Below are 26412 nucleotides of genomic sequence, written 5' to 3'. Positions count from 1 at the left end.
ATTTATTCGTATTGATCTTTGATCAAAGTAGATGATCAAGATTGTTTAGGTATGGGTATTGAATGATATTGATATTAAATATATATCCTAGCTACTCCCACTTTGTATTCGGTCTACAAAATATACCTTTAGGCAAGTAATCTTTCCTCTATAGCAAAGTGAAAAAATATACAGATTTCCGTAATTCTATAGAGTGAAATGGCAAGCTAAAGTTAAGTGTTTAATATAGAATATTATTTAGATTTCCTAAGTCTGCTTGAACTTCCATTTTTTTTGATCAACCATTTAGGAACTTCTTGATAGATAGAATCATCTAGTAAATCCTGATAAACAACAAAATTTGATAAGTGTTCAGTAATATCTTTGATTAATTTCTTGTCAGTTGTCTCAACAAATAATTGTTGGCAATCCAATCGCTCAATCGAATATGCTAAATTTAAGCTCTGAACGTTACTATCAATGGATCCTATTAAATCTGAGTGCTGTTCATATTGTTTACATCCAGCTTTCCAAGCAATACGTAGTTGTTCTAATAAATCTGGATGGTCAATTAACACTTGAGCCTTAAACATAAACAAAACATTGGCAGCATACTTTTTTATATGATTACCACTTGAAGTTCGGTCGACTCCTTCCCAATAACCTAAATAAGCTGTTATGGATGAAAATGGTTGTCTTTTTTTGTTGGCTTGCAGCATACCTGAGAAAATTCGACTAATTTCTCTATGTTCCAAGATTGTTGAGGAATTACAAGAAAATATACAGCGTAGGATGACCACATCTGTTTTCATGGCATTTTTAAGCATCATTTGAACTTTTTCAAGCCGACTGCCATGACGTTGCATATGAATTAGTCTATAACCTTGATCATCGAAATTTCTAAGTATTTCTTTTTTTTCAGATAACTTAAAAATATTCTGTTTATCTAATTGCTCAACAAATGAATCATCCTGATGTTCAACATTTAGCTTTTCTTCTGTAACATCTATCAACTGATCAAATGAATTTTTTTCCAATACCTCACTTGATAGATGAGCATATTGAAACTCAGCCATTGATGTTCTTTGATTTTTAGTTGTAAGTTTTTGTTTAAAAATATCTGATGCATAAAATATTGGTTCTTTAAACTTATACTCCCCTACAAGCTTGTCTAATTTATCTCTAAATCTTTCATTTTCAATGTCTTGTCCAAGAAACAAATCTAGCGTTCCTGAAACACGATAATCCTGTTTTTGACTTTGATAAACCCCTAGAAAGAAGTTTAGCGTTCGAGTTAGAGTGTGATTTTTTAGTTTCTGCTGTAAATTATCTAAGTCGATTCGATTTTTGAATATCTCAAAAAATTGTAATAGCTGGCGTGTAATGGTTCGTTCAAAATCTATTACCTGCCTAGCTCTTTTCCGTGTCACCTGAAGCATTGGACTGAAAGCATCATAAGGGCTTTCTCGTAAAGACATAATAAAAATTTCAATTTGAATCGCCAAATCAAAATAGTATTCAACACCCCACGCAGCAAAATACTCTCGATATATCATTGCGACCTGTTGAATATAGGTTTGAGTTTGTAAAGACAAATGGTCTATGTTCCAGATATGCTTTATTTTGATTGTTAGATCCATAGATAAGAGTGTTTGAAACTTATACTTCTGTGAGTCCAAAATATATGTTATTTCAAAAGAATTGCTTTTTGAACAATTTGGACCAACGTACAATCGAGCCAAATTTTTAAGGGATAGGGATATATGTTGATTTGATAAACGTCCAAATCTTACTAATTGATATAGGAAATCAAAGAACCATTTTTTTACAATTTCATTTGAATCAGACAAAGCATTCACTAGAATAAAATTCTTTTCTTGAAATGGTGTCAAGGTAGTCTGTCTAAAGTTATCGTTTAAATTTTGACAGTCTACACCTAGCATCAAATTCTTTTTTTTTAGTAGAACAACCACTTTTTCTAATTCGCTTTTTATTTGTCTTATAAAATATTTTTCATCAAGAGGTATTGGTGATTGAACCAAAAAAATCACAAAATATTCTGAATGACCATTTGCATTGTAGAATGGTAAGTAGCGCATCTGAACAATACTGTCTATATTTGCCAAATGTTCTATCAAAATATTTATTACTTCACTAAGCATCTTAAATTTTTCAGGATCACCTGTTAAATCTTTAAAACTGACTTTAACGGCTACAACATAAAGCATTCCTGTAGCAGTAAGTAGTGAAGCAGTATCTTGCTCAAATCTAAGTTGTAGTTTTTCAAACTCCTCATCCTGTTCATTACTAAATCTTTTTCTATTGCTGCATGAGTTTGATCCTTCTAGATGATTTTTATAACGCTCAGAAATATATGCTTTTAAAAATTCTTTTGCATAGTTTCCTTCCGAAAAATTCCAACAATCCTTTGTTTCATCAAATAAAAGAATATTACCATTGGCAACTTTTAGAGTTTTTTTAGAACGCACTCGGGAGGCAAATTTCAAAAAGGTTTTATAATTATAAAAATAATTTTGATTGATCTTATACAAATCTGTATCAGGGAAAATTTTTACATTTTTTATAGCACCGATCAGTTTCTTTACTCGCCCATCTTCAAAACATTTATCTAAGCTCTCACTACTTCCATCATAACTTGAAACCAGTAGGGGTATAGCTTCATCCAATAACTGATAAACATTAAGAGCATCTTGAAAATTTAATGACTCCCCCTCCTCGCTACCAGAAATATTGATATCTAAATAAAGATTTTTTAACTGTTCAAAAAAATCAAAATTTTCAATTCTATATTTTTCATTAAATTTCATAACAACAGCCAATTAAATATTTGATTTAAATATATTATGATTATTTAATAATACAAGTTTAGAACCTATAATTTTATATAAAAAATCAAATTTATCACCTTTATTTTATTTAATTTTTAACATATTAAAATAATCAAAATTTTTCAAATTTTTATAAGTTTTATAACTAATTTTTTGCATAAAAAAAGCCCTTGTAAAGACAAGGGCATCAAGAAATTTTGATGTTCAGCAAAGACCACTATTACCAATATCCCATTTAGAATGGGTTAATTCTTCATTATATCCTCCAAGTGATCAGCCCACTTCTGCAACCACTCTGCACATTCGGCTTCATAATTATGCAAGTTATATGTCCCCTCAATCCCCTTTTTTGAATGTCCTAAAACTGCTTCAGCAATATCTGCAGGACAGCCCAATCTGGATAAACCAGTTCGCACTGTTCGACGTAAATCATGAGGATTCCAATCATTCATGTTTTCTAACCACAGTTGTTCAGGGCGATATTTCGTTTGAACTTTCTCAGGATTCTTCAGTTGCCATTTCATCTCACTCAAAGACTTTTGCTGAATAGGTAACCCTGTTCTAGATGAAGCAAACAAATATTCCTGATCTGATTGATATAGATTCCGTAAAAAATTGGCACATTGTCTCGACAACTGAACATAACGCTCAGTACTATTTTTAGAGGCTTTTAGGTGCCAAACTCCTTTATCTAAATCAAAATCTCTCCATTGAGCTTCACACAATTCGCCAGTTCGGCAGCCTGTCCAAAGCGTCAAATAAAGGACATTTTTTTGATGTGTTGTAAAGCCTGATGTTGGCAACCAAGCAAATACACGTTTTAATTCCTGATCATTTAAAACTCGTGTGCCTTTTTTACAGGTTACTTTCAGTCTTGACTGCTTAATACTCATTTTGGCTAATAAGGCAGGATTGGCAAAATTGGCAGGAAATCGCTCTAGACCAATGGCGTATTCATAAGCCAATGTCAACTCGGACAATACACGTCCAGCCTGCACATTAGAACCTCGATCAATAATTTCCTTGATTAATGCCACCACATCTTTTCTGGTCACTTCCAAAGCGATACGATTTCCCAAAACTCTTACCGCATCGCCATAAAGAGTTCGTCGTGTTTCAGATTGACCTTTAGGCTTTCTCACCCCCAAAATCTTTTTCCTTTCACCTGTTCTGGGATCAGTGATCCAGTGGTCTTCAATCACCTCAGTCAAATACATCTCTATCATTTGCTCTACAGTGAGTTGAGACATATCTTTTTGTGCAAGTTTTTGCTCAATCTGTTGTTGCAATTTTTCTTGCTCTTTTTTATGTTTTGGACAAATCCCCTGATTCCTTTCGGCTTTTAAACGAATGAGCTCTATCCTTGCTTCCGCCAATGTAACCTGAGGGAAAGTTCCGATCTTGTATTGTTTGATCGAATCATCCACAGGACTACGATAACGATAGAAAAAGGTCTTCATTCCCGTTTTGCCGCAATGCACCCGCAACCCTACATATTCTCCAATATCAGCCTTATCAGGATCACCTACTTTCATCTTCTCAATAGCTTTTGCTGAAAGAGCTTTTTTTATTGGTGTTTGTTGCTCTATTTGGCGAATCACTTTAAACCTCACAAGACGATTGAATTATTTGTTATCCTTTCAAGCTGTCCATTTTCCAATATTGATAAGGAATAATGGCTAGTTTAAACTAAAACAACCTACACTAAAACCTATACTAATGTTTTAGCTTAGGCTGTATTTGCTTAGATTTCCTCCTACCCCTTCGGATATTCTGTTTATGTTATACATGATTAAAAACATTGAAAATAAAGGACTTAATAACAATGAATGATAATAATGGCATAGCAGATATTTCCAACCACACCCCAATGATGCAGCAATACCTCAAAGTCAAGATGGAATATCCACATGCGCTTTTGTTCTATCGTATGGGTGACTTTTACGAACTCTTTTTTGAGGATGCCCATTTAGCTGCAAAATTACTTGGTATCACGCTAACCCATCGTGGCAAAACAAATGGTGAACCAATTCCAATGGCAGGTGTTCCCTACCATTCCGCTGAAGGATATTTAGCACGTTTAGTAAAATCAGGTCGTACCGTTGCAATTTGTGAACAAGTTGGTGAAGTTACGGGTAAGGGACCTGTCGAACGTAAAGTAGTCCGAGTTTTGACACCTGGTACCTTAACTGACGATGCGCTTTTATCAAGTTATCAATCCTCAAATTTAGTCGCTCTGTGTATACAACAAAATCAAATTGGTTTTGCATTACTTGACTTGAGTGCAGGTATTTTTAAAGTTCAACAACAAACATATAAACCTGAACAATTACCAATAGAACTTGCTCGTTTGATGCCAAGTGAAATTTTGATTGATGAGGATTTAGTCGATCAAAACATCATCGAACATATTAAGAAAAATCTAGATTGTCCAATTACCAAAAGACCGAATGTAGATTTTAATCAAAATAATGCTCAAAAGACGTTATGTGACCAGTTTGCTGTTTCCACCTTATCAGGCTTTGGGTTAGATCCAATTCCTCTGGCAAAGGCGGCTGCGGCTGCGCTTATTCATTATGCTAAAGAAACACAAAAAACAGCCCTACCTCACATCCGTTCTATACAGATCGAACAGAGTACAGATTTCATTGCTTTAGACCCAATTACACGTCGAAACCTTGAAATTATCGAACCATTATTTGAGCATGGAACATCTTTATTCCAATTAATCAATGATTGTCAGACTGCGATGGGTGGTCGCTTACTGAGTCGCACTCTCATGCAACCCATTCGAGATACAGCAATACTCGATGCTCGTTTGGATGCAATCGAGCAATTATTGAAAGGTTATCACGAATCACCTGTTCGCTTAGTTTTGAAAGAAATCGGCGATATTGAGCGTGTACTCAGTCGAGTAGCTTTGGGTAGTGCTCGACCACGTGATTTAGTTCAACTTCGCCAAGCCTGTGCTCAAATTCCTTTTTTACGACATGCTTTAGCGCCTGTACTCAACACTGAAAAATCCAAACTATTAATTGAGCTTGATCAGCAACTTGGTGATTTCAAAAGTCTACACCAACATCTTATTGCAGCAATTGTTGAAAACCCTCCTGTACTTTTACGCGATGGAAATGTAATTGCAGAGGGATATGATGATGAATTGGATGAATTACGCAAAATACGTGATCATGCGGGCCAATTTTTAATAGATTTAGAAATCAAAGAGCGTCAGCGAACTGGTATCAATACGCTGAAAATTGGCTACAATCGTGTCAGCGGATACTATATCGAATTAACACGAGCTCAAGCTGAGCAAGCCCCTGCCGATTATATTCGTCGTCAGACACTTAAAAATGCTGAAAGATATATCACACCTGAACTTAAAAGCTTTGAAGACAAAGTGCTTTCGAGCGAATCTCGTGCGCTCGCTCGTGAAAAACTACTGTTTGAATCTTTATTGGATGAATTACGCCAAAATATTGCTCAATTACAGATGATGAGTGCCGCAATTGCTCATATCGATGTTTTAGCGAATTTTGCACATCAGGCAAGATTAAATAATTGGGCAAGACCTGAATATACACCAGAAACTTGTATCAAGATTCAGGCGGGTCGACATCCAGTGGTTGAGTCTTTAAACAAAGCTCCATTCACTCCAAATGATACATTCCTTGATCATCAACATCGTATGGCGATCATTACTGGTCCCAATATGGGCGGTAAATCGACGTTTATGAGACAAACAGCTTTAATTAGCTTGCTTGCTTATTGTGGTTGTTTTGTCCCAGCGAAATCAGCAAAACTCGGTTCTATAGATCGCATATTCACTCGTATCGGCTCAGCTGATGACCTCTCTACAGGCAAATCAACATTCATGGTTGAGATGACTGAAACTTCTCAAATTCTACATCATGCAACAAGTCAGTCTTTAGTATTGATGGATGAAGTCGGACGTGGAACCAGTACATATGATGGCTTATCTCTAGCATGGGCATGTGTACTCGATTTAACTAAACGTATTAAGTGTTTATGTCTTTTTGCAACACATTATTTTGAATTAACAGAATTGGGTAGCGAAGCTGGAATTGACAACTATCACGTCACCGCGCAAGAGTTAAATGGTAATTTAATCCTATTGCATAAAGTACAGCATGGACCTGCAAGTCAAAGTCATGGTTTACAAGTTGCAAAATTGGCTGGTATCCCTACTAATGTGATCAAAGATGCACAAAAACGTTTGAAAATACTGGAAAAACAGCAACATCAGCATTTGCAAAACTCTGTGCAAAATGATCTGTTTAGTACAGTTGAGCATGAAATAGAAACTAAAGTTGTTGAAAAAGTGATTGAAGTAAAAATGCAATCACCTGCTTTAGATCTGTTAAAGCAACTGGACTTAGATGATCTTACCCCACGCCAAGCTTTGGAACACCTTTATCAACTCAAAGCTTTATCTAAAAGCTCAGATACTATTGAAAATTAATCCCATGCTAGGTTCTCTACTATATTAAAGTTAGAACCTAGCAAATTTTAATTTCTAATTAAGTTTGAAAATGCGTCTTTTATCGTAGGATGAAGTGCAAATAGATTCAGGTTATTGAGAGTTATTATCAACAAAACTCATATAAATCAGCCCTTTTCATTGATACGAATAATAAATATCAATAAAAGGAATTGTTTCTATCTGCATTTTTTGCCTAAAATACGCTATTGAAAATGAAAACCATATTTTTTAGGTAGCTGCCGCCATGACCTTTGTTGTCACAGAAAATTGTATCAAATGTAAGTATCAAGATTGTGTTGAAGTTTGTCCTGTAGATTGTTTCTATGAAGGTCCTAACTTCTTAGTCATCAATCCTGACGAATGTATCGACTGTGCACTTTGCGAACCAGAATGCCCTGCAAATGCAATTTTCTCTGAAGATGAGTTACCTGAAGGTCAAGAAGTGTTTATTGAATTAAATGCTGAATTATCTGAAAAATGGGCTGGCAATAACATTACTCAAATCGGTGAACAACCTGCTGATCGTGAGGAATGGAACGGCAAACCAAACAAGCTTCAGTATTTAGAAAAGTAATTTTCAAAAAGGCCAGTTTTACTGGTCTTTTTTTATACCTGAATCACACATTTCTTTGCAATTGTGCCATTTTTAGCCCCCTATTTTGCATTAAAATAGGCACTATACTAAATGTGAATTGCTTTTTTATGATGCGAAATAAATTACAGGGTCTGTTCTCATTATTTGTCATCCCTGTGATGATGGTTGGTTGTGCCACGTCTCCAAAGAAAGTTAGTCCAAGCAAAAGAATATATATTCCTGAAGAACAAGTAACTTTTAATCGTCCAATCCCTACAAAAACAGAACCTGCATCTTATCGTCAGTGGTTAGGTCAGGGAGAAAACTACGCACGTGTACGCGAATATGAACATTTCTTAATGCGCAATAATGTCGCACATATTATTCCTAGTTTTGAATTGCTGAAAACAGCAAGAGACTGGCAAAAGTGCGGACGTTCAGAATACATGGTTCCAAATCGTGAATTATGGAATAACTCACTTTCAACATTAAGAGTATTCAAATATTTAATCGCTGCAAAAATTCTTACTGATTTCGAAGTTACCTCAGTTTATCGTGATCTACCACTGAATCAGTGTGCAGGTGGTGCAAGCTCATCAAAGCACTTATTTAATTCCGCAATTGATTTTCGTATTGGACCTGAATACCCTCAACCCCAAGATTATGCATATATTGAACAAACAAAATTCAAGTTATGCCAATTTTGGATTCAGCATGGTCAAAGCCTAGATCTCGGTATTGGATTATATAGTTCAGGTCAAATTCATTTGGATACCCAAGGTTACCGCACTTGGGGCCCTGATTTGACTCGTAATACATCTCTTTGTAACTTCTAAATTGCAAAACTCGAGTAAAAATGAGGTCTTTTGATCTCTTTTTACTTTCAACACTCATGATTCCTTCAGCATTCAAATTGCACTTCGAAGATAAATGTTTAAAATGCAGCTATCAAATTTATAGGTAAATACAACCATGCAACAGTTGTGGACAGACATTGATGAATATATTAATTCACATCTCATTCCCACAGACGAGAGACTTCAACATGCATTAGATAACACTGACCAGCAGGGTTTTTCTAATCATCTAGCTGTTGCACCTAACCAAGGCATGTTTTTACAAATGTTGATTCAAATGAATCAATGCAAGCGTGTGCTCGAACTCGGGACATTTGCTGCTTATAGTACAATCTGGTTGGCGAAAGCACTGCCTGCTGATGGATATTTGCTTACTGTGGAAGGACGGGATACACACGTGATCCTTGCCCAAGAAAATATTGATTATGCCAATATGCCAACCCAAATTGAGCTTAAAAAAGGTCGTGGCGTTGATATCATGAATCAATTAATTAATGAAAATAGTGAACCATTTGATTTCATTTTTATTGATGCAGACAAACAAAGTTATCCAGAATATTTTGAACTCAGTTTAAAATTGGCACGCTCAGGCACTATCATTGTGCTAGACAATGTTATTCGCTCTGGTGATATCTTAGATTCAAATAATAAAAAGCCAAGTATTGAAGGTATCCGCCAAGCTTTTACTGCGCTCCAGAATCATCCTCAACTTTTATCGTGTACTGCTCTACAAACTGTTGGATCGAAAGGACATGACGGCTTTGCAATTGCAATCGTCAAATAGAGGTTAAAAAATAAACTTTTATTTTTTAATTATAAATATCAATAAATTAAGTATATTAAGGTTGCTTTTCCATATAGTTATCCACAGGAATTGCGGATAACTATATGGAATAAAATGAACTACTTAGCAACAAGCAGCGGTACATTTGCATTTCTAAATATCGTAGTTGTGATGCTACCCAAGAAAAACTGATGAATCTTACTGTGACTAAATGCACCTAATACAATCAGCTGAATGTCATGTTCGCGTTGATATTCCAAAATATTTTGTGCTACATCGCCATAACGATATATTGGTATTACATCTAAACCAGCACTTTTAAGATATTTCTCAGGTTCAGTCAGCATCTCTGGATGATCACCAACATACAGTAAATGGCATTGCAGTTTTTTCAATAAATCACTTTGAGCAATTCTCTCCATCATCTTTTGACAAGTCGGAGAGTATTCATAAGCAAAAATAAAACGTTTTGGTGGTGAAAAATGCTCCCCTACGGTAATTACCGTGCAATTCGCCCCACGAATAAAGTTTTCAACATTACTTCCAATTGGTTTATTTTTTTCAGCAGCGCGTTCCCCGACTCGCCCGATGATTACCACATCATTTTCTTTAAGAATATTAAAACTCTGTTCAAGAAAATCACCTTTTTCTTGAATTTTGGTGCTAGTCAAACCGTAATTTTTTTCAATTAATTCAGAGATATGTTTCAGTAAATTATTACTATAATCCAAGGCTAATTCGCTTTGCTTTTGTTCTAACTCAGCCAATTCTTTAAGTAACATGGCATTACTTTCAAAACCGATTACACCACTAATTTCACCTAAATGGTAACTGGCGGGATAGTAATCTAGGATTTGTAAAAGGACTAATTCTCTTTGAGTTTGCTTGGCAACCCAAACTGCAGCCTCCGCCACCGCATCGATACAGGGTGAGGAATCGATACATGCAATAACGCGGTTCATAATCGCCTCTCTTTAGGTTCAATACCTTAGGTCTTCTACTTATTTTTAACTTAACACAGATAGATAGCAGGTTGGTTAAATTTATGTATAGAATCTCTTGAGAGTTTTCTAGTTAATTCTTATTTCCGATAACGAATCAATTTTGCAGGGTTTCCAGCCATAATTGCATGTGGCTCAACATCTTTAGTAATCATACTATTCATACCAACAACTGCATGATCACCGACTTTAATCCCATCCTTAATTCCAACATGTGCTCCTAACCAAACATCACGTCCAATTTCTATGCCTTGTGAGCGAACTGCTTGCTCATAGATCGGTCGATCTAAATCCATACCATGGTCAAAAGCATACAGATGACTATATGCCGCAATTCTAACTTGATCATGCAACTTAATACCTGCGCGACCTCCATCAAGAATGCAATGGTGGTTGATCGCGACTTCAGAACCGATTTCTAACGGTCCATGTAAAGTACAATCGGCAGCAATAAAAGTATTATCGCCGATAGTAATTTTACGTCCTCGCTCAGCAAAGATATGTGCTAAAGGTGAAATAAAACAATTGTTGCCAATTTCAACTGTTTCCATTTCCATTAAATAGTTCTGATATTCTTTTTGCCATGCTTCCGCCCATTCTCTATGTTTGGGTTTTAAAGACCAATATAACCATGGCATATAGTTCAATCGATGTTTATGCTGTTCACGATATTTTAATAGTGGATCATGCATCATCTGTTTGATCCTCAATAAGTTTAAGCTGCTCGCGACCACGCGTTATATCTTGAAGCTTGAGCTTTAATGGTTCAATCTGGTGTATTTGCACTTGTGCCTGAATACTAACACCCGTTTCAGTATAGTTTTCTAGAAACTCTATTTGCTGTTGTAGTAATTCATATTGAATAATAGCCCATTCGTTAAATGCACAACTAAAAGTAATCTTCTTTTTCTCAATTAATTCTATTTTTTCAGCGAGTAGCAGACACTGACCTGCACACCCACCATACGCCCTGACTAAACCACCAGTGCCTAGTTTTACTCCGCCATACCAACGATTCACCAATACAATAACATTGGTTAAGTCATTCCCCTCTATCGTTGCTAATATCGGGCGACCTGCTGTACCTGAAGGTTCGCCATCATCATTAAACCGTACATGATGACCTATTTTCCATGCCCAGCATTGGTGTGTCGTCGAGATGTCTTTTGTCTCTTCTAAAAATTTTTTTACTTGTTGCTCATTTTCTACAACACTCGCAATCGCCTGAAAGCGACTTTTTTTAATTTCTTCTTCAAAGGTAACGGTTTGAGCAATGGTAAAAGGCATAAAAACATCAATGCAAATTTAAAAACAAAGTATAACGTCTTAAGGTTCAAATAAAAAACCTCGCAATAGCGAGGTTTTTTGAGTTTAGCTTGCTTATCGTTCACGCAAAGCTTCTTTGGCCTTATTAAATGGTTTAAGTAGATAATCCATAACTGTTTTTTCACCAGTGCGGATATCAACTGTCGCTACCATACCTGGTGTGATACCAAACGCATGACCTGCTTTATTGAATAACTTGTCAGAGTCAGTGCGGATATAAACACGATAGTAAAATTGGTCTTGTTTAACTTCATCTCGAATCGTATCAGGAGAAATTACTGTTACTTTTCCAGTCAAACCACCGTAGATTGAATAGTCGTATGCAGTGATTTTCACTAATGCCTCTTGACCAGGTCGAATGAAAGCAATATCTCTTGGAGAAATACGTGCTTCAATTAACAGCTTGTCTTCTAAAGGAACAATCGTCATCAATTTACCGTTTTGCGGAATAACACCACCAAGAGTTGTTACATCAATTTCTTTAATCACACCACGCACAGGCGCTTTAAAGATTGCTCGTTGTAAACTATCACTGCGTCCCATCACAACTTGTTGTTGCGTTTCAATATCAGTATTTGCCTTCGATAACTCTTCTCGGGCTTTTACATAGTATTGATTACGTGTGTCATTCATCTTATTTCTAAGATCATTAGCTTCACGCTTGAGTCTAAGTACTTCTACTTCACTTGCAGCACCTTTCGCAACAAGTGGTTCAGTCATCATCAATTCTTGTTGAACTAATTGTAAAGCTTGTTGGTAACCAGCTAATGATTGTTCTAAATTCTCACGTCTAGAATAATAAAGAGCGGTCTCTTCTTTGACTAATTTAGGTTCTTTGAGCACTTCTGCAGGAAATGCTAAAGGAGTTCCATTCACTTCAGCACGTAATCGCGCAGCAGTCGCTTGAGCAGAAGTTAAAAGTGATTTTGATTCACCGACATTAGATGCGAAGCGTGTTTGATCTAGTTGCGCAAGGATTTCTCCTTTTTGAACAATATCACCCTCTTGCACATTTAACTTCGTAAGAATTCCACCTTCTAAAGATTGAATAGTTTGCTCTTTAGATGAAGGGATGACCTTACCCGTTCCTGTAGAAACTTCTTCTAGATTAAATAACCAAGCCCAAGTCAAAAAAATCGCTAAACCAATACATACAATCCAAATCACAAGACTTGAACGTGGTAAAGCTGGCTCTTTGTAGGATACATTCATGGAACGGTTGTTAGCTTGTTGTTCGCTCATGAATCTTCCCCTTGTTTAATTTGTTTTTGTTGACCTGCTGATTGATTTAGAACTTGATCTCTTGGTCCATCCATTACAACCTTACCTTCGTTCATCACGATGATACGATCAACCAACTCAAGCACAGCTCGTCTATGTGTTGCGACGACTAATGTTCTGTGTCCTAACCAGCCTTTTAAGTGATCAATTAGTTGTTTTTCGGCAATATCATCAATCGCAGCAGTCGGTTCATCGAGTAATAAAATGTTAGGTTGGCGAATCAGTAATCGTGCTAACAGCAATGCTTGCTTTTGCCCGCCTGAGAAGCCTACGCCACCTTCTAAAACTAAATGATCTAAGCCCTCTTTTTTCTCTTGCACAAAGCCTAAAGCACCTGTCACTTTTAAAGCTTTTAAAATGTCATCATCTTTTGCTAAAGGCGCACCTAAGGTCAAATTCTCACGAATTGTTCCGTAGAATAAATGTGCATTCTGATTCAACAATGCCATATCACGGCGCACATCAGCAGGATCGATTAAGCTAATATCGAGACCATCCAAATGTACAGAACCATTTGATGGTGATTGCATACCAGCCAATAATTGTAATAATGTTGATTTACCTGCACCGTTACGACCTAAAATCGCAATTTTTTCACCAGCTTTAATTTTCAAATGACGAAGTGCAAGAATTGGACGAGAATCTTCTTCTGTGTATTGGAACATAACATTTTTAAGTTCATAGTCCCCATTTAACACTTCTTTATGAACCAGATGCGCTTGATCAGGTTGATCAACAGGTTTCTGCATTAATTCATCAAGACTTTTCTTCGCAACCTTAGCTTGCTGTAAACGTCCTAAAATCCCTGTGATTTGTGAAATAGGGGCAAGCATTCGTGAGGAAAGGATCGAACACGCAACCAAAGCACCCGTTGTCATCTCGCCTTCCATCACGGCAAAACATCCAACTAATACAACAGCGGCATAGGTTAAACCTTGAATTTTTTGTGTCCAAGCAGTTAATACACCAACGATCTTACGTTGTTGCATACTAATATCCGCAGACACCTCATTCATATGATTCCATTGGTTTTGGAATCTAGATTCTGCTCGTAATAACTTAATATCTTCAATACCTTGTACCGCTTCGACAAGGATCGCATTTCGAATAGATGACTCTCGCATGCCTTCTTGAGCTAACTCAGCTAATTTCTTTTGTACCAAAATACCAGGCAAAATCATTAAAGGAACAACAAGCAACATTACCCAAAAGAGATTCCCACCGATAATCGCAAAGATAATCAGAAACAGGAAGAAAAAAGGTAAATCGGCTATCGCACCCATTGTTGTCGATGTAACTAAATCACGAACACCTTCTAACTCACGAATTTGTGAAATAAAAGTACCAGTCGATTTAGAACGTTCACTATTTTTAATTCGTAGTGCATGACCAAAAACACGGTCTGATATTCTTAAATCTGCACGCTTTCCAATAATATCGGATAGGTAAACACGAGCAACACGAAGTACAAACTCAAAAATGGCTGCGATCAGCACTCCACCCGCAAGCACCCAAAGCGTCGGGATCGATTGTGATGGCACAACGCGGTCATAAACCTGCATAGAGAAAATAATCGTAGCTAATGCCAAAATGTTTGCCATTAACGAGGCAAACATAATATCTATATATCGCTTCCAATCTTGAAGAACGATTGACCAAAACCAGCTCGTTTCATACGGCTTGATGTATTCATCAATACGAGCGTCTGGGACCGATTTTTCAGGGCGTAAGATATAGACTGTTTTTATATCTTGCTTAAGTGAACTTATTGAAAACTTTTGTGATAAGCCTTGATCACCACTGAGTTGAACACTGACATTTCCTTCTGAGTCAGCTTTATCGACAACACCAACTTGCCCATCCTTGAATTCAACTAAAATCGGCAAACGCCAAGGGTTGATCATTTCCTCAGTAAATGACACTTTACAAAGGTTCAAACCAACCTGTCGGCTCATTAACAATAAAATTTCATCTAAATTTTGATTCTGATTCCAATCTAATTGTAAACGAACACGCTCTTCCGAGGGCTCTATTCGATAATGCTTAGCAATTGTTAATACCGATTGTAACCACGGCTGATAGTTTATTTTTGTCATCATGGCTGAACTTCAAACCCCTGAATGGAAATATTATTTAAGCCATAGGCTTGACGTGAACGTCCTGTCGTTGCGATGTACTGAGCAATGTTACTGTAAATATCATAACGTGCTGTTTCTAATTCTGAATTTGCACCATGAATTGCCTGCTCAGCATTCAATAAATCCACAAGTGAACGTGTCCCTAACTTGTATTGTTCTTGATACAATTCCTTGGTTCTCACCGTAGTCGCTTGTCGACTCATTAAGACTTGCATCTGTCTTTGTTTGTTTTCAATCTGTTCTCGACTATTACGAATTTGATCCAAAACTTGTAGATAGACTGCATTTACTTGAGCTTTAGCAGCTTCCTCTGCAAAACTTGCTGCTCGAATCTGTGAAGAAGTTGCTCCACCTTGATAAAATTGGCTCGTTGCCTCCAACATTATCGCACTATCAAATCCACCCTCTTTATCATTATTTGGATTTCTTCCATTGATCGCTTGGGTCAACTCTCCTTTTACGGACAAAGTAGGAAATCTGCTTAACTGTGTTTGTTGTTTTTGTGAACGTGCTACAGCAATACCTGCTTGAGCTGCAATCATTTGTGGAATTGTATTGAATTGAGGTTCTGCATATAAATCAGATTGTTTCACCAAATCCTCAGGAATAGTCCACTGAATCTTACTGACGTCAAAACCAAGCAAAGTGTATAAGTGTTGTTGATTTTGGCTCAATAAAGATTGTTGAGCGATTAACGCGGATTGAGCAGACTGCAAATAAGACTGTGCTTGTATCGGGTCCGCTTGGCTACTAATACCAGCATTAGCCCTTAGATTCGCCATCTCTTGTATGCGTTTAATACCTGCTATTTGCTGATTCGCGATTTGAATAAGTTTTTTATAACGTTGAATATTAATAATCGTTTGTGCAACATCGAGTGAGATATCATCAATTTTCACCAAAACATTGGCTTGTTCAACAGCAAGTCTTGCTTGTTCCGTATTGACACCAGACTTCACTTTACCGAAGTCATAGACCATTTGAGATGCACTCAAGGCAAGAACTTGCTGACCTCTTGAACTCTTTTGTGTCAAATCACCTGTATTCATACCACCCGTAATCTGCGGATAGTAACCAGCTTTAGCAACATCTATATTTGCATTTTGTGCAGCAAGAGTTGCTAAAGTCTGAGAAATCTCAGGATTACGTTGAACTGCGATCTGTACAGCATCTTTAAGTACGCGAGGCTGACTTTGTATAATCGGTACAGACGCAGGCTGCATAGGTCGCCCGCTACCGACTACGGGTAAATTATTATTCGATGGTGTCACCGTGAAATTACTTAGCTTTTGCATGTTAGCAACTTTGAAATCTTGGTTGCTTTTCGGTGCAAGCAGCTGAGCAATATTATTTTTTAAACTGTGATATTTTTCACTCGGTGTTTCTGCATGTACTACAGGTACGGAAAACGAAAATACACATAATAGCCATTTCAAATCTATACATGTTTTGTGTGCTCCATCATCTACATTTAAATCGTTCTTAATGCTCATATTCTTTTCAAATTGTTATCATTTAAAAGCCCATTCATTCTACTCATTTTTAAAATAAAAACACCATGCGAAAACTACAATTTACACATCGCTTAAATGTTTGTTTTTTGTAATATAGATCACACTTTTTTGCTCATAGCTTAGCTATTATTAGCTTTGACAATAGATTTATTAAATTAAAATCAAATACATAAAAAAGAAGAATGAAAAATATTCCAGTAAAAGTCACGTATCTATTTATTATTTCTATTATTTATAAAAAGAAAAAGAGCTATTTAGCTCTTTTTCATATTGTTCAAATGGCTATTTTTAAACCACAAAATCATCACCTAAATATACTTTGCGCACTTGCTCATTATCTAAAATTTCCTGAGGGGTACCTTCTGCAATGACTGCACCCTCACTCACGATATAGGCTTTTTCACATATCGCTAATGTCTCTCGAACATTATGATCAGTAATCAATACGCCAATACCGCGCTCTTTCAAAGTTTGAATAATATCTTTGATATCACCCACAGAGATTGGATCGACACCTGCAAATGGCTCATCTAGCAACATAAACTTAGGATCTGCTGCTAATGCGCGAGCGATTTCCGCACGGCGTCGCTCACCACCTGATACGCTCATCCCTAATGAATCTTTGATATGGCTAATTTTAAAATCATTCAATAATTCATTGAGACGTTGCTGGCGCTGTTGCTTATTTAAGTCTTTTCTTGTTTCCAAGATCGCCATAATGTTTTCAGAGATCGTGAGCTTTCTAAAAATAGAAGCTTCTTGTGGAAGATAGCCAATCCCTTTTCGAGCACGCTCATGCATCGCAAGATCAGATAAATCGAGATCATCTAAATGAATCTCGCCTTTGTCCATACGTACCAGACCGACAACCATATAAAAGCTCGTCGTCTTTCCAGCACCATTAGGCCCCAGCAAACCCACAATCTGCCCGCTCTGCATCGTAAAAGAAACATCTTTTACAACCCAGCGCTTACTATAATTCTTTGCTAAGTGTTTGATACACAAAGTTTGTGGTTGTTGTGCTGATTGTTCCATTAATCACGCGCCCCTGGGAAGCTTTTAGAACTAGAAGGTGGAATAATAATTTGAACTCGATTGGTAGATGAACCTTGAGCCTCAACATCACCTTTATTCATACTATATTTCAAAGTATTACCACGTATGCTAGAACCATCTTGATATAGATAAGCTTTTCCTGACAAAGTAATGATCCCAGTGTCTGCATTGTAAATAATATTTTGAGCCTCGCCTCTTGCTAAGCCCTTATTTACATCCATTTGCTGCTGAAACTTCGCTGGTTGACCCTTTGCAGTAATGGTTTGAATTTCTTTCTTACTATTTAATGTTGCAACAATAGAATCTGCTTGTAGCTTCATCGTTCCTTGCTCAATCACAACATTACCCGTATACGTTGTGATACCTGTTTTATCATTATAAGTCGCTCTATCAGCAACCAATGATAATTGTTGATTACGGTCTGATGGTAAAGCAAATGCTGAAACTGAGCTAAATGCAACTGCTATACACGCAACATGTTTTAGGAAAGCTAAACGATATTTAGAATTAGGAATTAGGCGCATACTTTCCTCGAACTTTGAAAAACTCATATTGACCATTGTTTAAATTTGCTTTCAGACCTTGGCTGACGAAAGCTGAATTTGGTGATTGCACTGTAACTTGATGTTGTGTTTCCAACTCTCTCGTTTTTGGATAACCCGTCAACTCATCAGTACGAAACTCCATTTTGTTGCCTTGATCTGATAATTTTGTTGCGACAACATCACCCATTAAAACAATTTTAGTATTGTCATCATAACCTTTGGCTTGCTTTGCATAAAAAGTCGCATCAGGCTTACCTTGTTTAAACATCACGGCATTGAGTTGATCCAACTGTGAAGTTTTTGACTGCATATTTTGTTCTAATTGCTTGATTTCAGCACGAACGTACAAGTTACCTTGTTCATCCGTTTGGGTTAGGTGAACACCCTGAGCTGAATACGTCATATTTTTAGCCGATTCAACATCAAGCTTTTTCGCTTTGCCGCTATAGTAATAGTAGCCACCGCTAATGGAAGCAACCACTACAGCAACAACATATAAAACTCTGGTATCCATAAACAGGGTTACCTAACCTTTGGGTAGTTCATTCTATATTAATGTGGTACAGCTAAGTATTTTGCAAGTAGCTCTTGGTAAACACCTTTTGAAGTAAGCAACATGTCACAAACTTCTCGTACAGCGCCACGCCCCCCCATTGCTTGGGTGACAAGATGAGCACGACGACGTACTTCCTCATGCCCATTCGGTACAGTAATACTCATACCCGCAATTGCAAATGCAGATAAGTCAGGCCAGTCATCACCCATGTATAGACAATCTTCAGGGAGAATATTGAACTGAGCACAGGCTTCACGTAATGCTGCACCTTTATCTTCACGTCCCTGAAATACCAAATCAACACCCAAATCTGACATCCGTTTTTCAACTATATGGCTTTTTCGTCCCGTGATGATAATCACTTTCATACCAGCCTGTTGAACCAATTTCATTCCTAAACCATCACGAATATCAAATGATTTAATTTCATCGCCCGAATTGGTTAATGTTACAAAGCCATCGCTTAAGATTCCATCGACGTCTAGCACGAGTGCTTGTAAATGACGTGCTTGTTCTTGTAAAGCATAAGATGCCATGGCTTAATTTACTCCCGCCTGAATTAGATCATGCATACTAATAACACCAATAACTTTATTGGCATCATCAACAACTACAAATTGATTGATTTTACGCTCATGCATTTTTTCTAATGCTTCTACTGCTCGAGCTTCCTGAGAAACCGTAAGTGGATTTTTGGTCATGACTTCTGCAACAGGTAAATTAACATCAAAACCTTGCTGATGATCGATCATACGACGTAAATCACCATCAGTAAAAATACCGAGCAATCTATCTTGTTCATCAACAATAGTCGTAAGCCCAAGACGTTTATCAGAAATTTCGTATAACACCTTATTCATAGGTGTATCAGGTTTAACTTTTGGTAATTCTGAACCCGTATGCATCAAATGTTTTACATGTAAAAGTAAACGTTTCCCTAATGCTCCAGCAGGATGCGAACGAGCAAAATCATCTGCCGTGAATCCACGCGCCTCCAACAAAGCCACAGCCAATGCATCGCCAAGCACTAAGGTTGCTGTCGTACTTGATGTTGGCGCTAAACCTAATGGACAAGCTTCATCAGCGGCACCTAATGTTAAAGGTACATCAGCATTTTGTGGCATTGGCCCTTTATCATCACGACTAATCGTAATCAGTGGAACGCCTAGATGCTTAATCAAAGGCATAAGCATCATAATCTCATCACTTTTACCAGAGTTTGAGATTGCAATCAGAACATCACCACGCACCAGCATGCCTAGATCGCCATGTCCTGCTTCACCTGGATGCATAAAAAATGAAGGCGTACCTGTTGAAGCAAAGGTCGCCGCCATTTTCCGTCCAATGTGACCAGATTTACCCATTCCAGTAACAACAACACGACCTGAACATTGCAATAAAATCTCACATGCACGATCAAAGCGTTCATCTATTTGTGTTGCAAGAACTTCAATCGCTTGCTGTTCGATGCGCAGCGTTTCTAGCGCGCTTTTTTGGAAATTTATCGTTTGTGACATGCAAGTTTGACTCAAAATAATGTTCAATCTACATAAGCGTAGATGATTTTAATCAAAAGAATTGCGGAGATTCTAGCATAACTGTTTATGAGAGACGTTTCTAAATGTATAAGATTTCTTAGAAAATGAACAAATATAGAACCCCTATAATTTAATCAGTTCATTCCTTAAGAACATGTTTTTTTATGCGGATAACTTTATGAAAAATGATGCATACGTTATGATGTAACGCTAATTTTGTTGAGTGTTAAAAGCCCTTATGCAACCTTTTGTTTTATATAACTCTGAGCAACGTAAAAAAGTTGAATTTGTCCCACGCAAAGAAGGTCAAATCGACATGTATGTCTGTGGTATGACCGTTTACGATTACTGTCATATTGGACACGCTCGAGTTATGGTTGCATTTGACTACATCATCCGCTTCTTGCGTAGCCAAGGTTGGAAAGTACGCTATATCCGCAATATCACTGATATTGACGATAAAATTATTGCGCGTGCCAATGAAAATGGAGAAAGCATCCAACAACTTACTGCACGATTTATCGAAGCGATGAATGAAGATGCTGCTAATTTAGGTTGTGCTGCGCCAGATGAAGCTCCCAAAGCGACTGAATACATTGATCAAATGCAAAACATGATCAGCAATTTGGTAGATAAAGGTGCAGCCTATCCTGCAAGCAATGGTGATGTCTATTTTGAAGTCACTAAATTCGATAAATACGGTCGACTTTCTGGCCGTAAACTCGATGATATGCAAGCAGGTGCTTCTGAACGCGTAGATGTTGAAGTTGAAAAGAAACATCCTTTTGACTTTGTACTTTGGAAACATGCAAAGGAAAATGAACCTGCTTGGGCATCTCCTTGGGGTAATGGTCGCCCAGGTTGGCATATTGAATGTTCTGCAATGTCGACTTGTTGCTTGGGCAATCATTTTGATATTCACGGTGGTGGTTCAGACTTAATGTTCCCTCATCATGAAAATGAAATTGCACAAAGTGAAGCTTCAACAGGCGAACAATATGTAAATTATTGGATGCATGTTGGATTCATCAATGTCGATGGTGAGAAAATGTCTAAATCACTAGGCAATTTCTTTACGATTAGAGATGTGATGGAAAAATTCCATCCAGAAGTGATTCGTTACTTTATTGTCTCCTCACACTATCGTAGTCCAGTCAATTTTTCTGATGTTGCTTTAAAAGAAGCTAAAACTGCGTTGAGTCGTTTCTATCATTCATTTAAAGCCTATCAACAAACATATGGTCAGAAAACTGTTGATGCATTAGATCAAAGTTTTGTTGAACGCTTTAATAATGCAATGTGTGATGATTTCAACACGGCTGAAGCGATGGCTGTTCTATTCGAGCTTAATAAAGAGTTAAATCGCGCAGTTAAAGAAGAACAAGCTGAACAAGCAACAGTTCTCTACTCAACTTTACGTCAGCTCACAAATATTCTTGGTCTAGTTCAACACGATGTAGATGAATTCCTTAAATCAGATATCGGACAAGAAGCTCTAACACTTTCTGATGCTGAAATTGAAGACTTTATTCAGCAACGTGTAGATGCGAAAAAGGCTAAAGACTTTGCCAAGGCGGATAGTATTCGACAGTCTTTACTCGATCAAGGCGTGGTTTTAGAAGACACTCGCCAAGGTACAATTTGGAGACGTGCTGATTAATTCAACACTTAGCATTATAGAGAGTTGACAGTTTAATGAAATTCTCTATAATGCGTCCATATTGCGGGAATAGCTCAGTTGGTAGAGCATAACCTTGCCAAGGTTGGGGTCGCGAGTTCGAGTCTCGTTTCCCGCTCCAAAATTTAAAAAAGCTCTAGTCATTTGATTAGGGCTTTTTTTATTTCTTCTCATTCGATCATAAATTTACAAATAACTGTTTGGCGAATCCAGATTATTATCTATCCATCGTTAAGCTTCCTAAACAAATTAAATAAAAATCATAACCATGGTTTAATTAGATTTACCAAAAGTTCAAGAACACTTACACTCATCCCCTACACTTTTTTTCATAACTCTCATAATTTAATCCTTTGTGTTTTTTTAAATTAGGTTTAGTAAAAATGAAAAAATCTATTATTGCCCTATCGATTGCATCTATTTTTCTTGTAGCTTGTAGCAAAACAGAGAATAAAAAAACTGAAGAACAAGCACCGACTTCTGCCACAAGTGAAGCAGTAGCAGAAACTACAGTTGCAGATAACGCACATACTGCAGAAAATGCTTTAGATTGGAATGGTACTTATAAGGGTGTATTACCTTGTGCTGATTGTGAAGGTATTGAAACTGAATTAGAGTTAAATTCAGATAAAACATATGAAATTAAAGAAACATATCTCGGTAAAGGGGATGGTAAACCTTTTGAAAGTAAAGGTAGTTTCCAATTCGATAGCAAAAGCCCTTCAGTGATTGAACTAGACCAAGCAGGTGATGGACGCAAATATTTTGTCGCTGAAGGTTATCTTAAAGCTTTAGATTTAGAAGGTAATGAAATAACAGGCGAGTTAGCTGATAAATATCAATTGAAGAAAGAAGCTGAATAATAGATTTTCTGCTTAATTATTTTTTTCTAGAAACATAATAAAAAAACCCTGCATAAGCAGGGTTTTTTCGAATCAATCAGAAGCGATTAGCCACCGAATTGGTTCATTGTATTTTTGCTAGCATCACCAGCTTTAAGTGCGTTTTCACCAGCAAAGATTTCTTTGTGATCATCACCGATGTCAGAACCAGCCATTGCTTGGTGTTTAACACATGCGATACCACCGCGGATTTCTTTACGTTGTACGCCAGCAACATAAGCCAACATACCTTCTTCACCGAAGTAACCTTTAGCAAGCTCATGAGTAGAAAGAGCAGCTGTGTGGTAAGTAGGAAGAGTGATCAAGTGGTGGAATACACCTGCTTCACGTGCAGCATCAGCTTGGAAAGTACGGATCTTTTCATCAGCATCAGCAGCTAATTCAGAGTTATCGTACTCAGCGCTCATTAATTTAGCACGGTCGTAACCAGATACATCTTTACCTTCAGCAACCCAACGGTCATACGCTTGTTGACGGAAGTTTAAAGTCCAGTTGAACGATGGAGAGTTGTTATAAACAAGTTTCGCATTTGGAACTTGTTTTTTGATGTCGTTTACGAAACCAGCAATACCAGCAACGTCTGGAGTTGGAGTTTCGATCCAGATCATGTCAGCGCCGTTTTGTAAGCTAGTTACACAGTCAAGCACAACGCGGTCGTGTTGAGTGCCTTCACGGAACTGGTACAAACCAGAAGCTAAACGAGTTGGGCGGTGTAATTTGCCATCACGCTTGATAAGGATTTCGTCATCAGAAGCTTCAGAAATATCGATTTCTTTAGTGTCTAAGTAGCTGATGTATTGAGAAGCTAAATCACCTTTCTCTTTAGATACAGGGATCTTTTGAGTTAAGTCAGCGCCTTCAGAGTCAGTACGTGCAACGATAACACCTTCGTCAACACCAAGCTCAAGGAATGCATAACGTACAGCATTGATTTTAGCTAAGAAGTCTTCGTGTGGAACAGTTACTTTACCAGCTTGGTGACCACATTGTTTAGCGTCAGAAACCTGGTTTTCGATTTGGATTGCACAAGCACCAGCTTCGATCATTTGTTTAGTTAACAAATAAGTTGCTTCTTCGTTACCGAAACCAGCATCGATGTCAGCAATAATTGGCACAACGTGAGATTCAAAGTTGTCGATTTGTGAAATGATTTCAGCAGCTTTAGCAGAATCACCAGCTTGTTCAGCTTTTTGTAAAGCACGGAACAAATCATTTAATTCTTTAGCGTCAGCTTGACGTAAGAATGTATAGATTTCAGCGATTAGTTTAGGCACAGAAGTTTTTTCGTGCATAGATTGGTCAGGAAGTGGACCAAATTCTGAACGAAGAGCAGCAACCATCCAACCAGAAAGGTAGATGTAACGCTTGCTTGTAGTACCGAAGTATTTTTTGTTCGCAATCATTTTTTGTTGCGCGATGAAACCGTGCCAGCAACCTAATGATTGAGTGTATTTGCTTGAATCAGCGTCATATTCAGCCATATCTTTACGCATGATTGCAGCTGTATATTTAGCGATGTCTAAACCAGTGTGGAAACGGTTTTGAACCATCATACGAGCAGCATCTTCTGGGCGAATCGCACCCCAAGTACCACCTAATTTTTCTTTAACGGCACGAACGTGCTCTAAAGCTGATTGATATGTCATGATATTTTCCTTTCAGGGATTGGCATCGAATGCACGCTGAAAACCATGCTTTTTTATAGGCTAGATTTCAAGCACTTCATCAATATGTTGCACAGCTTAGTCTTTGCCAAGAGATTAATCCAATATTCTTGGGTAATTTTCGGTATTTTTTTTTGAAATATACCTTTGAACATGAATTTATAGCGAGTCCGAGTCATTACAAACCATTGTTTTAAATAATATTTAATTAAGCTTAATAATTAGATTAGAAAATCAAAATTTTTAAAAATGAATATCTTTTAATCGCTCATCTTTCAGAGTTCCACCCCTAAAATTTTATCAAATTGACATTTTTTGCCATTTAATAGGTCATTTATTTTGTTATTTACTAAACGATTATGCTTGATATCTTTGGCTAACTCTAAACCAAATTTAGATGTACTTTAGTTTTTCTCAAATTGCGTTTTTAACTGCGCTTTTTGGCGGATTAAATTACACAAAAGCCTTTAGATATGTCATAATTCAACACAATTTAAATATTTTATTCTCGGTATTTTTTTTATGAATCTGGAGCGGGTCGATCTCAATTTATTAATTTATCTTGATGTACTACTTCGTGAAAAAAATGTCACACGCGCAGCAGAACAATTAGGTGTTACTCAGCCTGCGATGAGTAATATTCTAAGAAGATTGCGTAATCTATTTAATGACCCCCTGCTTATTCGCTCTTCAGAAGGTATGACTCCAACTGAACGTGCCTTAGAACTACAACCCCGTATTCGTGATGCCCTTTCTGATCTATCAATGATCTTAGAGCCGCGAACTGAATTTAGACCCTATACAAGTAATCGCGTTTTCCGAATCATGACATCGGACTATGCTGAAGCAACTTTAGTACCGAGATTAGTTAAAGCTCTTCGATCTGAAGCACCAAACGTTGTACTCGACTTTTTAACTCCAAGTGATGTTTCATATCGTGATATGGAACAAGGTAAAGTTGATTTAGCAATTAACCGTTTTAATGAAATTCCTCAAAGCTTCCACCAAGTCTTAGTTTGGCGTGATAGCTTTAGCTGTATCCTTAATGACAAACATCCAGCTGTCACCCACCTCAATTTAAAAAGCTATTTAGATGCTCAACATATTTGGGTTTCTAAAACTGGCATGGGCGTGGGTTTTGGCGTTAACCCCGATAAACAAGCTGGTTTGGGCTGGATTGATCAAGCCTTAGAGCGGATTGGTCAACGACGTAAAATTTCAGTATTTACACGTCATTATCAAATGCCAGCGCTTTTAGCTCAAAATGTAGATTTGATTGCGACGCTACCAACACGTATGGCGCGCCTTCAAACTCAAAATCCGAAATTAGTCATCAAAGACCCTCCATTTTATATTCCAGAATTTGAATTAAAAATGGCATGGTGTCCTTTACTCCACCACCATCCTGCACATCGTTGGTTAAGACAATTAATTTTATTTGTCGCACGCCAAATGATTGAGGAAGAAAACCGTGAATTTTTTATAAATAATTCACAATTTTCACAATACTAAAACAAGCTATTGTAAAAATATTGCGAGTTTGTTGAAATATCAGCAGATTCTACTTCTTTTGAGAATATGCTGTTTTCATAAATAAGATTATTACACTGAGGTAAGGATTGAGTTACCTCAGTGCTTTTTTTGTGTTACAACATATTCATAATAA

At 37.1% G+C, this 26412-nt stretch carries 21 protein-coding genes and 1 tRNA gene; 8 read left to right on the top strand and 14 right to left on the bottom strand.

Translation table 11 applies throughout. The annotated features are described in order from the left end of the window. Positions 1-233: 233 nt before the first annotated feature. Entirely contained in the window at positions 234-2807 is a 2574-nt protein-coding gene (locus tag H2677_RS05355; RefSeq protein WP_212639293.1) for a hypothetical protein, read from the bottom strand. A 266-nt stretch (positions 2808-3073) separates the two neighbouring features. Next, positions 3074-4429 (bottom strand): tyrosine-type recombinase/integrase, encoded by a 1356-nt coding sequence (locus H2677_RS05350; protein ID WP_212639292.1) that lies wholly within the window; start codon positions 4427-4429, stop codon positions 3074-3076. A 224-nt stretch (positions 4430-4653) separates the two neighbouring features. On the opposite strand from H2677_RS05350, the gene mutS reads away from it, so the two are divergent. The 4 genes from mutS (at position 4654) to H2677_RS05330 (ending at position 9547) form a co-directional block, all read left to right on the top strand. Then, positions 4654-7311 carry a DNA mismatch repair protein MutS gene (gene mutS, locus H2677_RS05345; protein ID WP_212639291.1) on the top strand — a complete coding sequence of 886 codons (2658 nt, stop codon included), beginning with the start codon at positions 4654-4656 and terminating at the stop codon, positions 7309-7311. Positions 7312-7576: 265 nt separating this feature from the next. Next, the gene (gene fdxA / locus H2677_RS05340; RefSeq protein WP_004639922.1) at positions 7577-7906 is read left to right on the top strand and encodes a ferredoxin FdxA; all 330 of its coding nucleotides are present in this window, start codon (positions 7577-7579) and stop codon (positions 7904-7906) included. A gap of 128 nt (positions 7907-8034) precedes the next feature. Continuing rightward, positions 8035-8742: a D-Ala-D-Ala carboxypeptidase family metallohydrolase gene (locus H2677_RS05335; protein ID WP_004953171.1), complete on the top strand. Its 708-nt coding sequence runs from the start codon at positions 8035-8037 to the stop codon at positions 8740-8742. Between the two features lie 136 nt (positions 8743-8878). After that, positions 8879-9547 carry an O-methyltransferase gene (locus H2677_RS05330; protein WP_004959635.1) on the top strand — a complete coding sequence of 223 codons (669 nt, stop codon included), beginning with the start codon at positions 8879-8881 and terminating at the stop codon, positions 9545-9547. 119 nt (positions 9548-9666) lie between these two features. Here the strand turns inward: H2677_RS05330 and H2677_RS05325 are convergent, their stop codons facing one another. The 11 genes from H2677_RS05325 to H2677_RS05275 all read right to left on the bottom strand — a co-directional run bounded on the left by H2677_RS05325 (position 9667) and on the right by H2677_RS05275 (position 20481). Next, the gene (locus H2677_RS05325) at positions 9667-10509 is read right to left on the bottom strand and encodes a universal stress protein (RefSeq protein ID WP_004913328.1); all 843 of its coding nucleotides are present in this window, start codon (positions 10507-10509) and stop codon (positions 9667-9669) included. Positions 10510-10628: 119 nt separating this feature from the next. Next, a complete protein-coding gene (locus tag H2677_RS05320) occupies positions 10629-11243 on the bottom strand; it encodes an acyltransferase (RefSeq protein WP_212639290.1) in 615 nt (204 codons plus the stop codon). Beyond that, on the bottom strand, positions 11233-11835 hold the full coding sequence (locus tag H2677_RS05315; RefSeq protein WP_004953163.1) for an IMPACT family protein: 603 nt from the start codon (positions 11833-11835) through the stop codon (positions 11233-11235). Before H2677_RS05315 ends, H2677_RS05320 begins: the two co-directional genes overlap by 11 nt. A gap of 93 nt (positions 11836-11928) precedes the next feature. Next, positions 11929-13116, bottom strand: coding sequence for an HlyD family type I secretion periplasmic adaptor subunit (locus H2677_RS05310; protein ID WP_004959644.1), 1188 nt, complete (start codon positions 13114-13116; stop codon positions 11929-11931). Next, positions 13113-15254, bottom strand: a complete 2142-nt coding sequence (locus H2677_RS05305) for a type I secretion system permease/ATPase (RefSeq protein WP_212639289.1) — start codon at positions 15252-15254, stop codon at positions 13113-13115. Before H2677_RS05305 ends, H2677_RS05310 begins: the two co-directional genes overlap by 4 nt. After that, the gene (locus H2677_RS05300; RefSeq protein WP_130576106.1) at positions 15251-16786 is read right to left on the bottom strand and encodes a TolC family protein; all 1536 of its coding nucleotides are present in this window, start codon (positions 16784-16786) and stop codon (positions 15251-15253) included. The genes H2677_RS05305 and H2677_RS05300 overlap by 4 nt, the downstream gene beginning before the upstream one ends. A gap of 309 nt (positions 16787-17095) precedes the next feature. Next, positions 17096-17842 carry an LPS export ABC transporter ATP-binding protein gene (gene lptB / locus H2677_RS05295; protein ID WP_004913352.1) on the bottom strand — a complete coding sequence of 249 codons (747 nt, stop codon included), beginning with the start codon at positions 17840-17842 and terminating at the stop codon, positions 17096-17098. Next, positions 17842-18387 carry a lipopolysaccharide transport periplasmic protein LptA gene (gene lptA / locus H2677_RS05290; protein WP_212639288.1) on the bottom strand — a complete coding sequence of 182 codons (546 nt, stop codon included), beginning with the start codon at positions 18385-18387 and terminating at the stop codon, positions 17842-17844. Before lptA ends, lptB begins: the two co-directional genes overlap by 1 nt. Next, positions 18371-18922: an LPS export ABC transporter periplasmic protein LptC gene (gene lptC, locus H2677_RS05285; protein ID WP_004913355.1), complete on the bottom strand. Its 552-nt coding sequence runs from the start codon at positions 18920-18922 to the stop codon at positions 18371-18373. The genes lptA and lptC overlap by 17 nt, the downstream gene beginning before the upstream one ends. 38 nt (positions 18923-18960) lie before the next feature. After that, positions 18961-19500, bottom strand: coding sequence for a KdsC family phosphatase (locus tag H2677_RS05280; RefSeq protein ID WP_004913359.1), 540 nt, complete (start codon positions 19498-19500; stop codon positions 18961-18963). 3 nt (positions 19501-19503) lie between these two features. Continuing rightward, entirely contained in the window at positions 19504-20481 is a 978-nt protein-coding gene (locus H2677_RS05275; RefSeq protein ID WP_004953143.1) for a KpsF/GutQ family sugar-phosphate isomerase, read from the bottom strand. Between the two features lie 259 nt (positions 20482-20740). Between H2677_RS05275 and cysS the strand changes: the two genes are divergently transcribed. The 3 genes from cysS (at position 20741) to H2677_RS05260 (ending at position 23043) form a co-directional block, all read left to right on the top strand. Beyond that, on the top strand, positions 20741-22162 hold the full coding sequence (gene cysS, locus H2677_RS05270; protein WP_005402950.1) for a cysteine--tRNA ligase: 1422 nt from the start codon (positions 20741-20743) through the stop codon (positions 22160-22162). A 63-nt stretch (positions 22163-22225) separates the two neighbouring features. Then, positions 22226-22301 (top strand) — tRNA-Gly (locus H2677_RS05265). 262 nt (positions 22302-22563) lie between these two features. Then, on the top strand, positions 22564-23043 hold the full coding sequence (locus H2677_RS05260; protein WP_129262343.1) for a copper resistance protein NlpE: 480 nt from the start codon (positions 22564-22566) through the stop codon (positions 23041-23043). An 86-nt stretch (positions 23044-23129) separates the two neighbouring features. On the opposite strand, the gene H2677_RS05255 is transcribed toward H2677_RS05260, so the two are convergent. After that, the gene (locus H2677_RS05255; RefSeq protein WP_035338572.1) at positions 23130-24731 is read right to left on the bottom strand and encodes an isocitrate lyase; all 1602 of its coding nucleotides are present in this window, start codon (positions 24729-24731) and stop codon (positions 23130-23132) included. Between the two features lie 537 nt (positions 24732-25268). Here H2677_RS05255 and H2677_RS05250 point away from each other — a divergent pair. Beyond that, positions 25269-26258 (top strand): LysR family transcriptional regulator, encoded by a 990-nt coding sequence (locus H2677_RS05250; protein ID WP_004913372.1) that lies wholly within the window; start codon positions 25269-25271, stop codon positions 26256-26258. The last annotated feature ends 154 nt before the right edge of the window (positions 26259-26412 follow it).

Source organism: Acinetobacter junii, from assembly GCF_018336855.1.
Classification (GTDB): domain Bacteria; phylum Pseudomonadota; class Gammaproteobacteria; order Pseudomonadales; family Moraxellaceae; genus Acinetobacter; species Acinetobacter junii.
The sequence above is the reverse complement of the archived record's forward strand: the minus strand, read 5'-3'. Positions and strand labels throughout refer to the sequence as shown.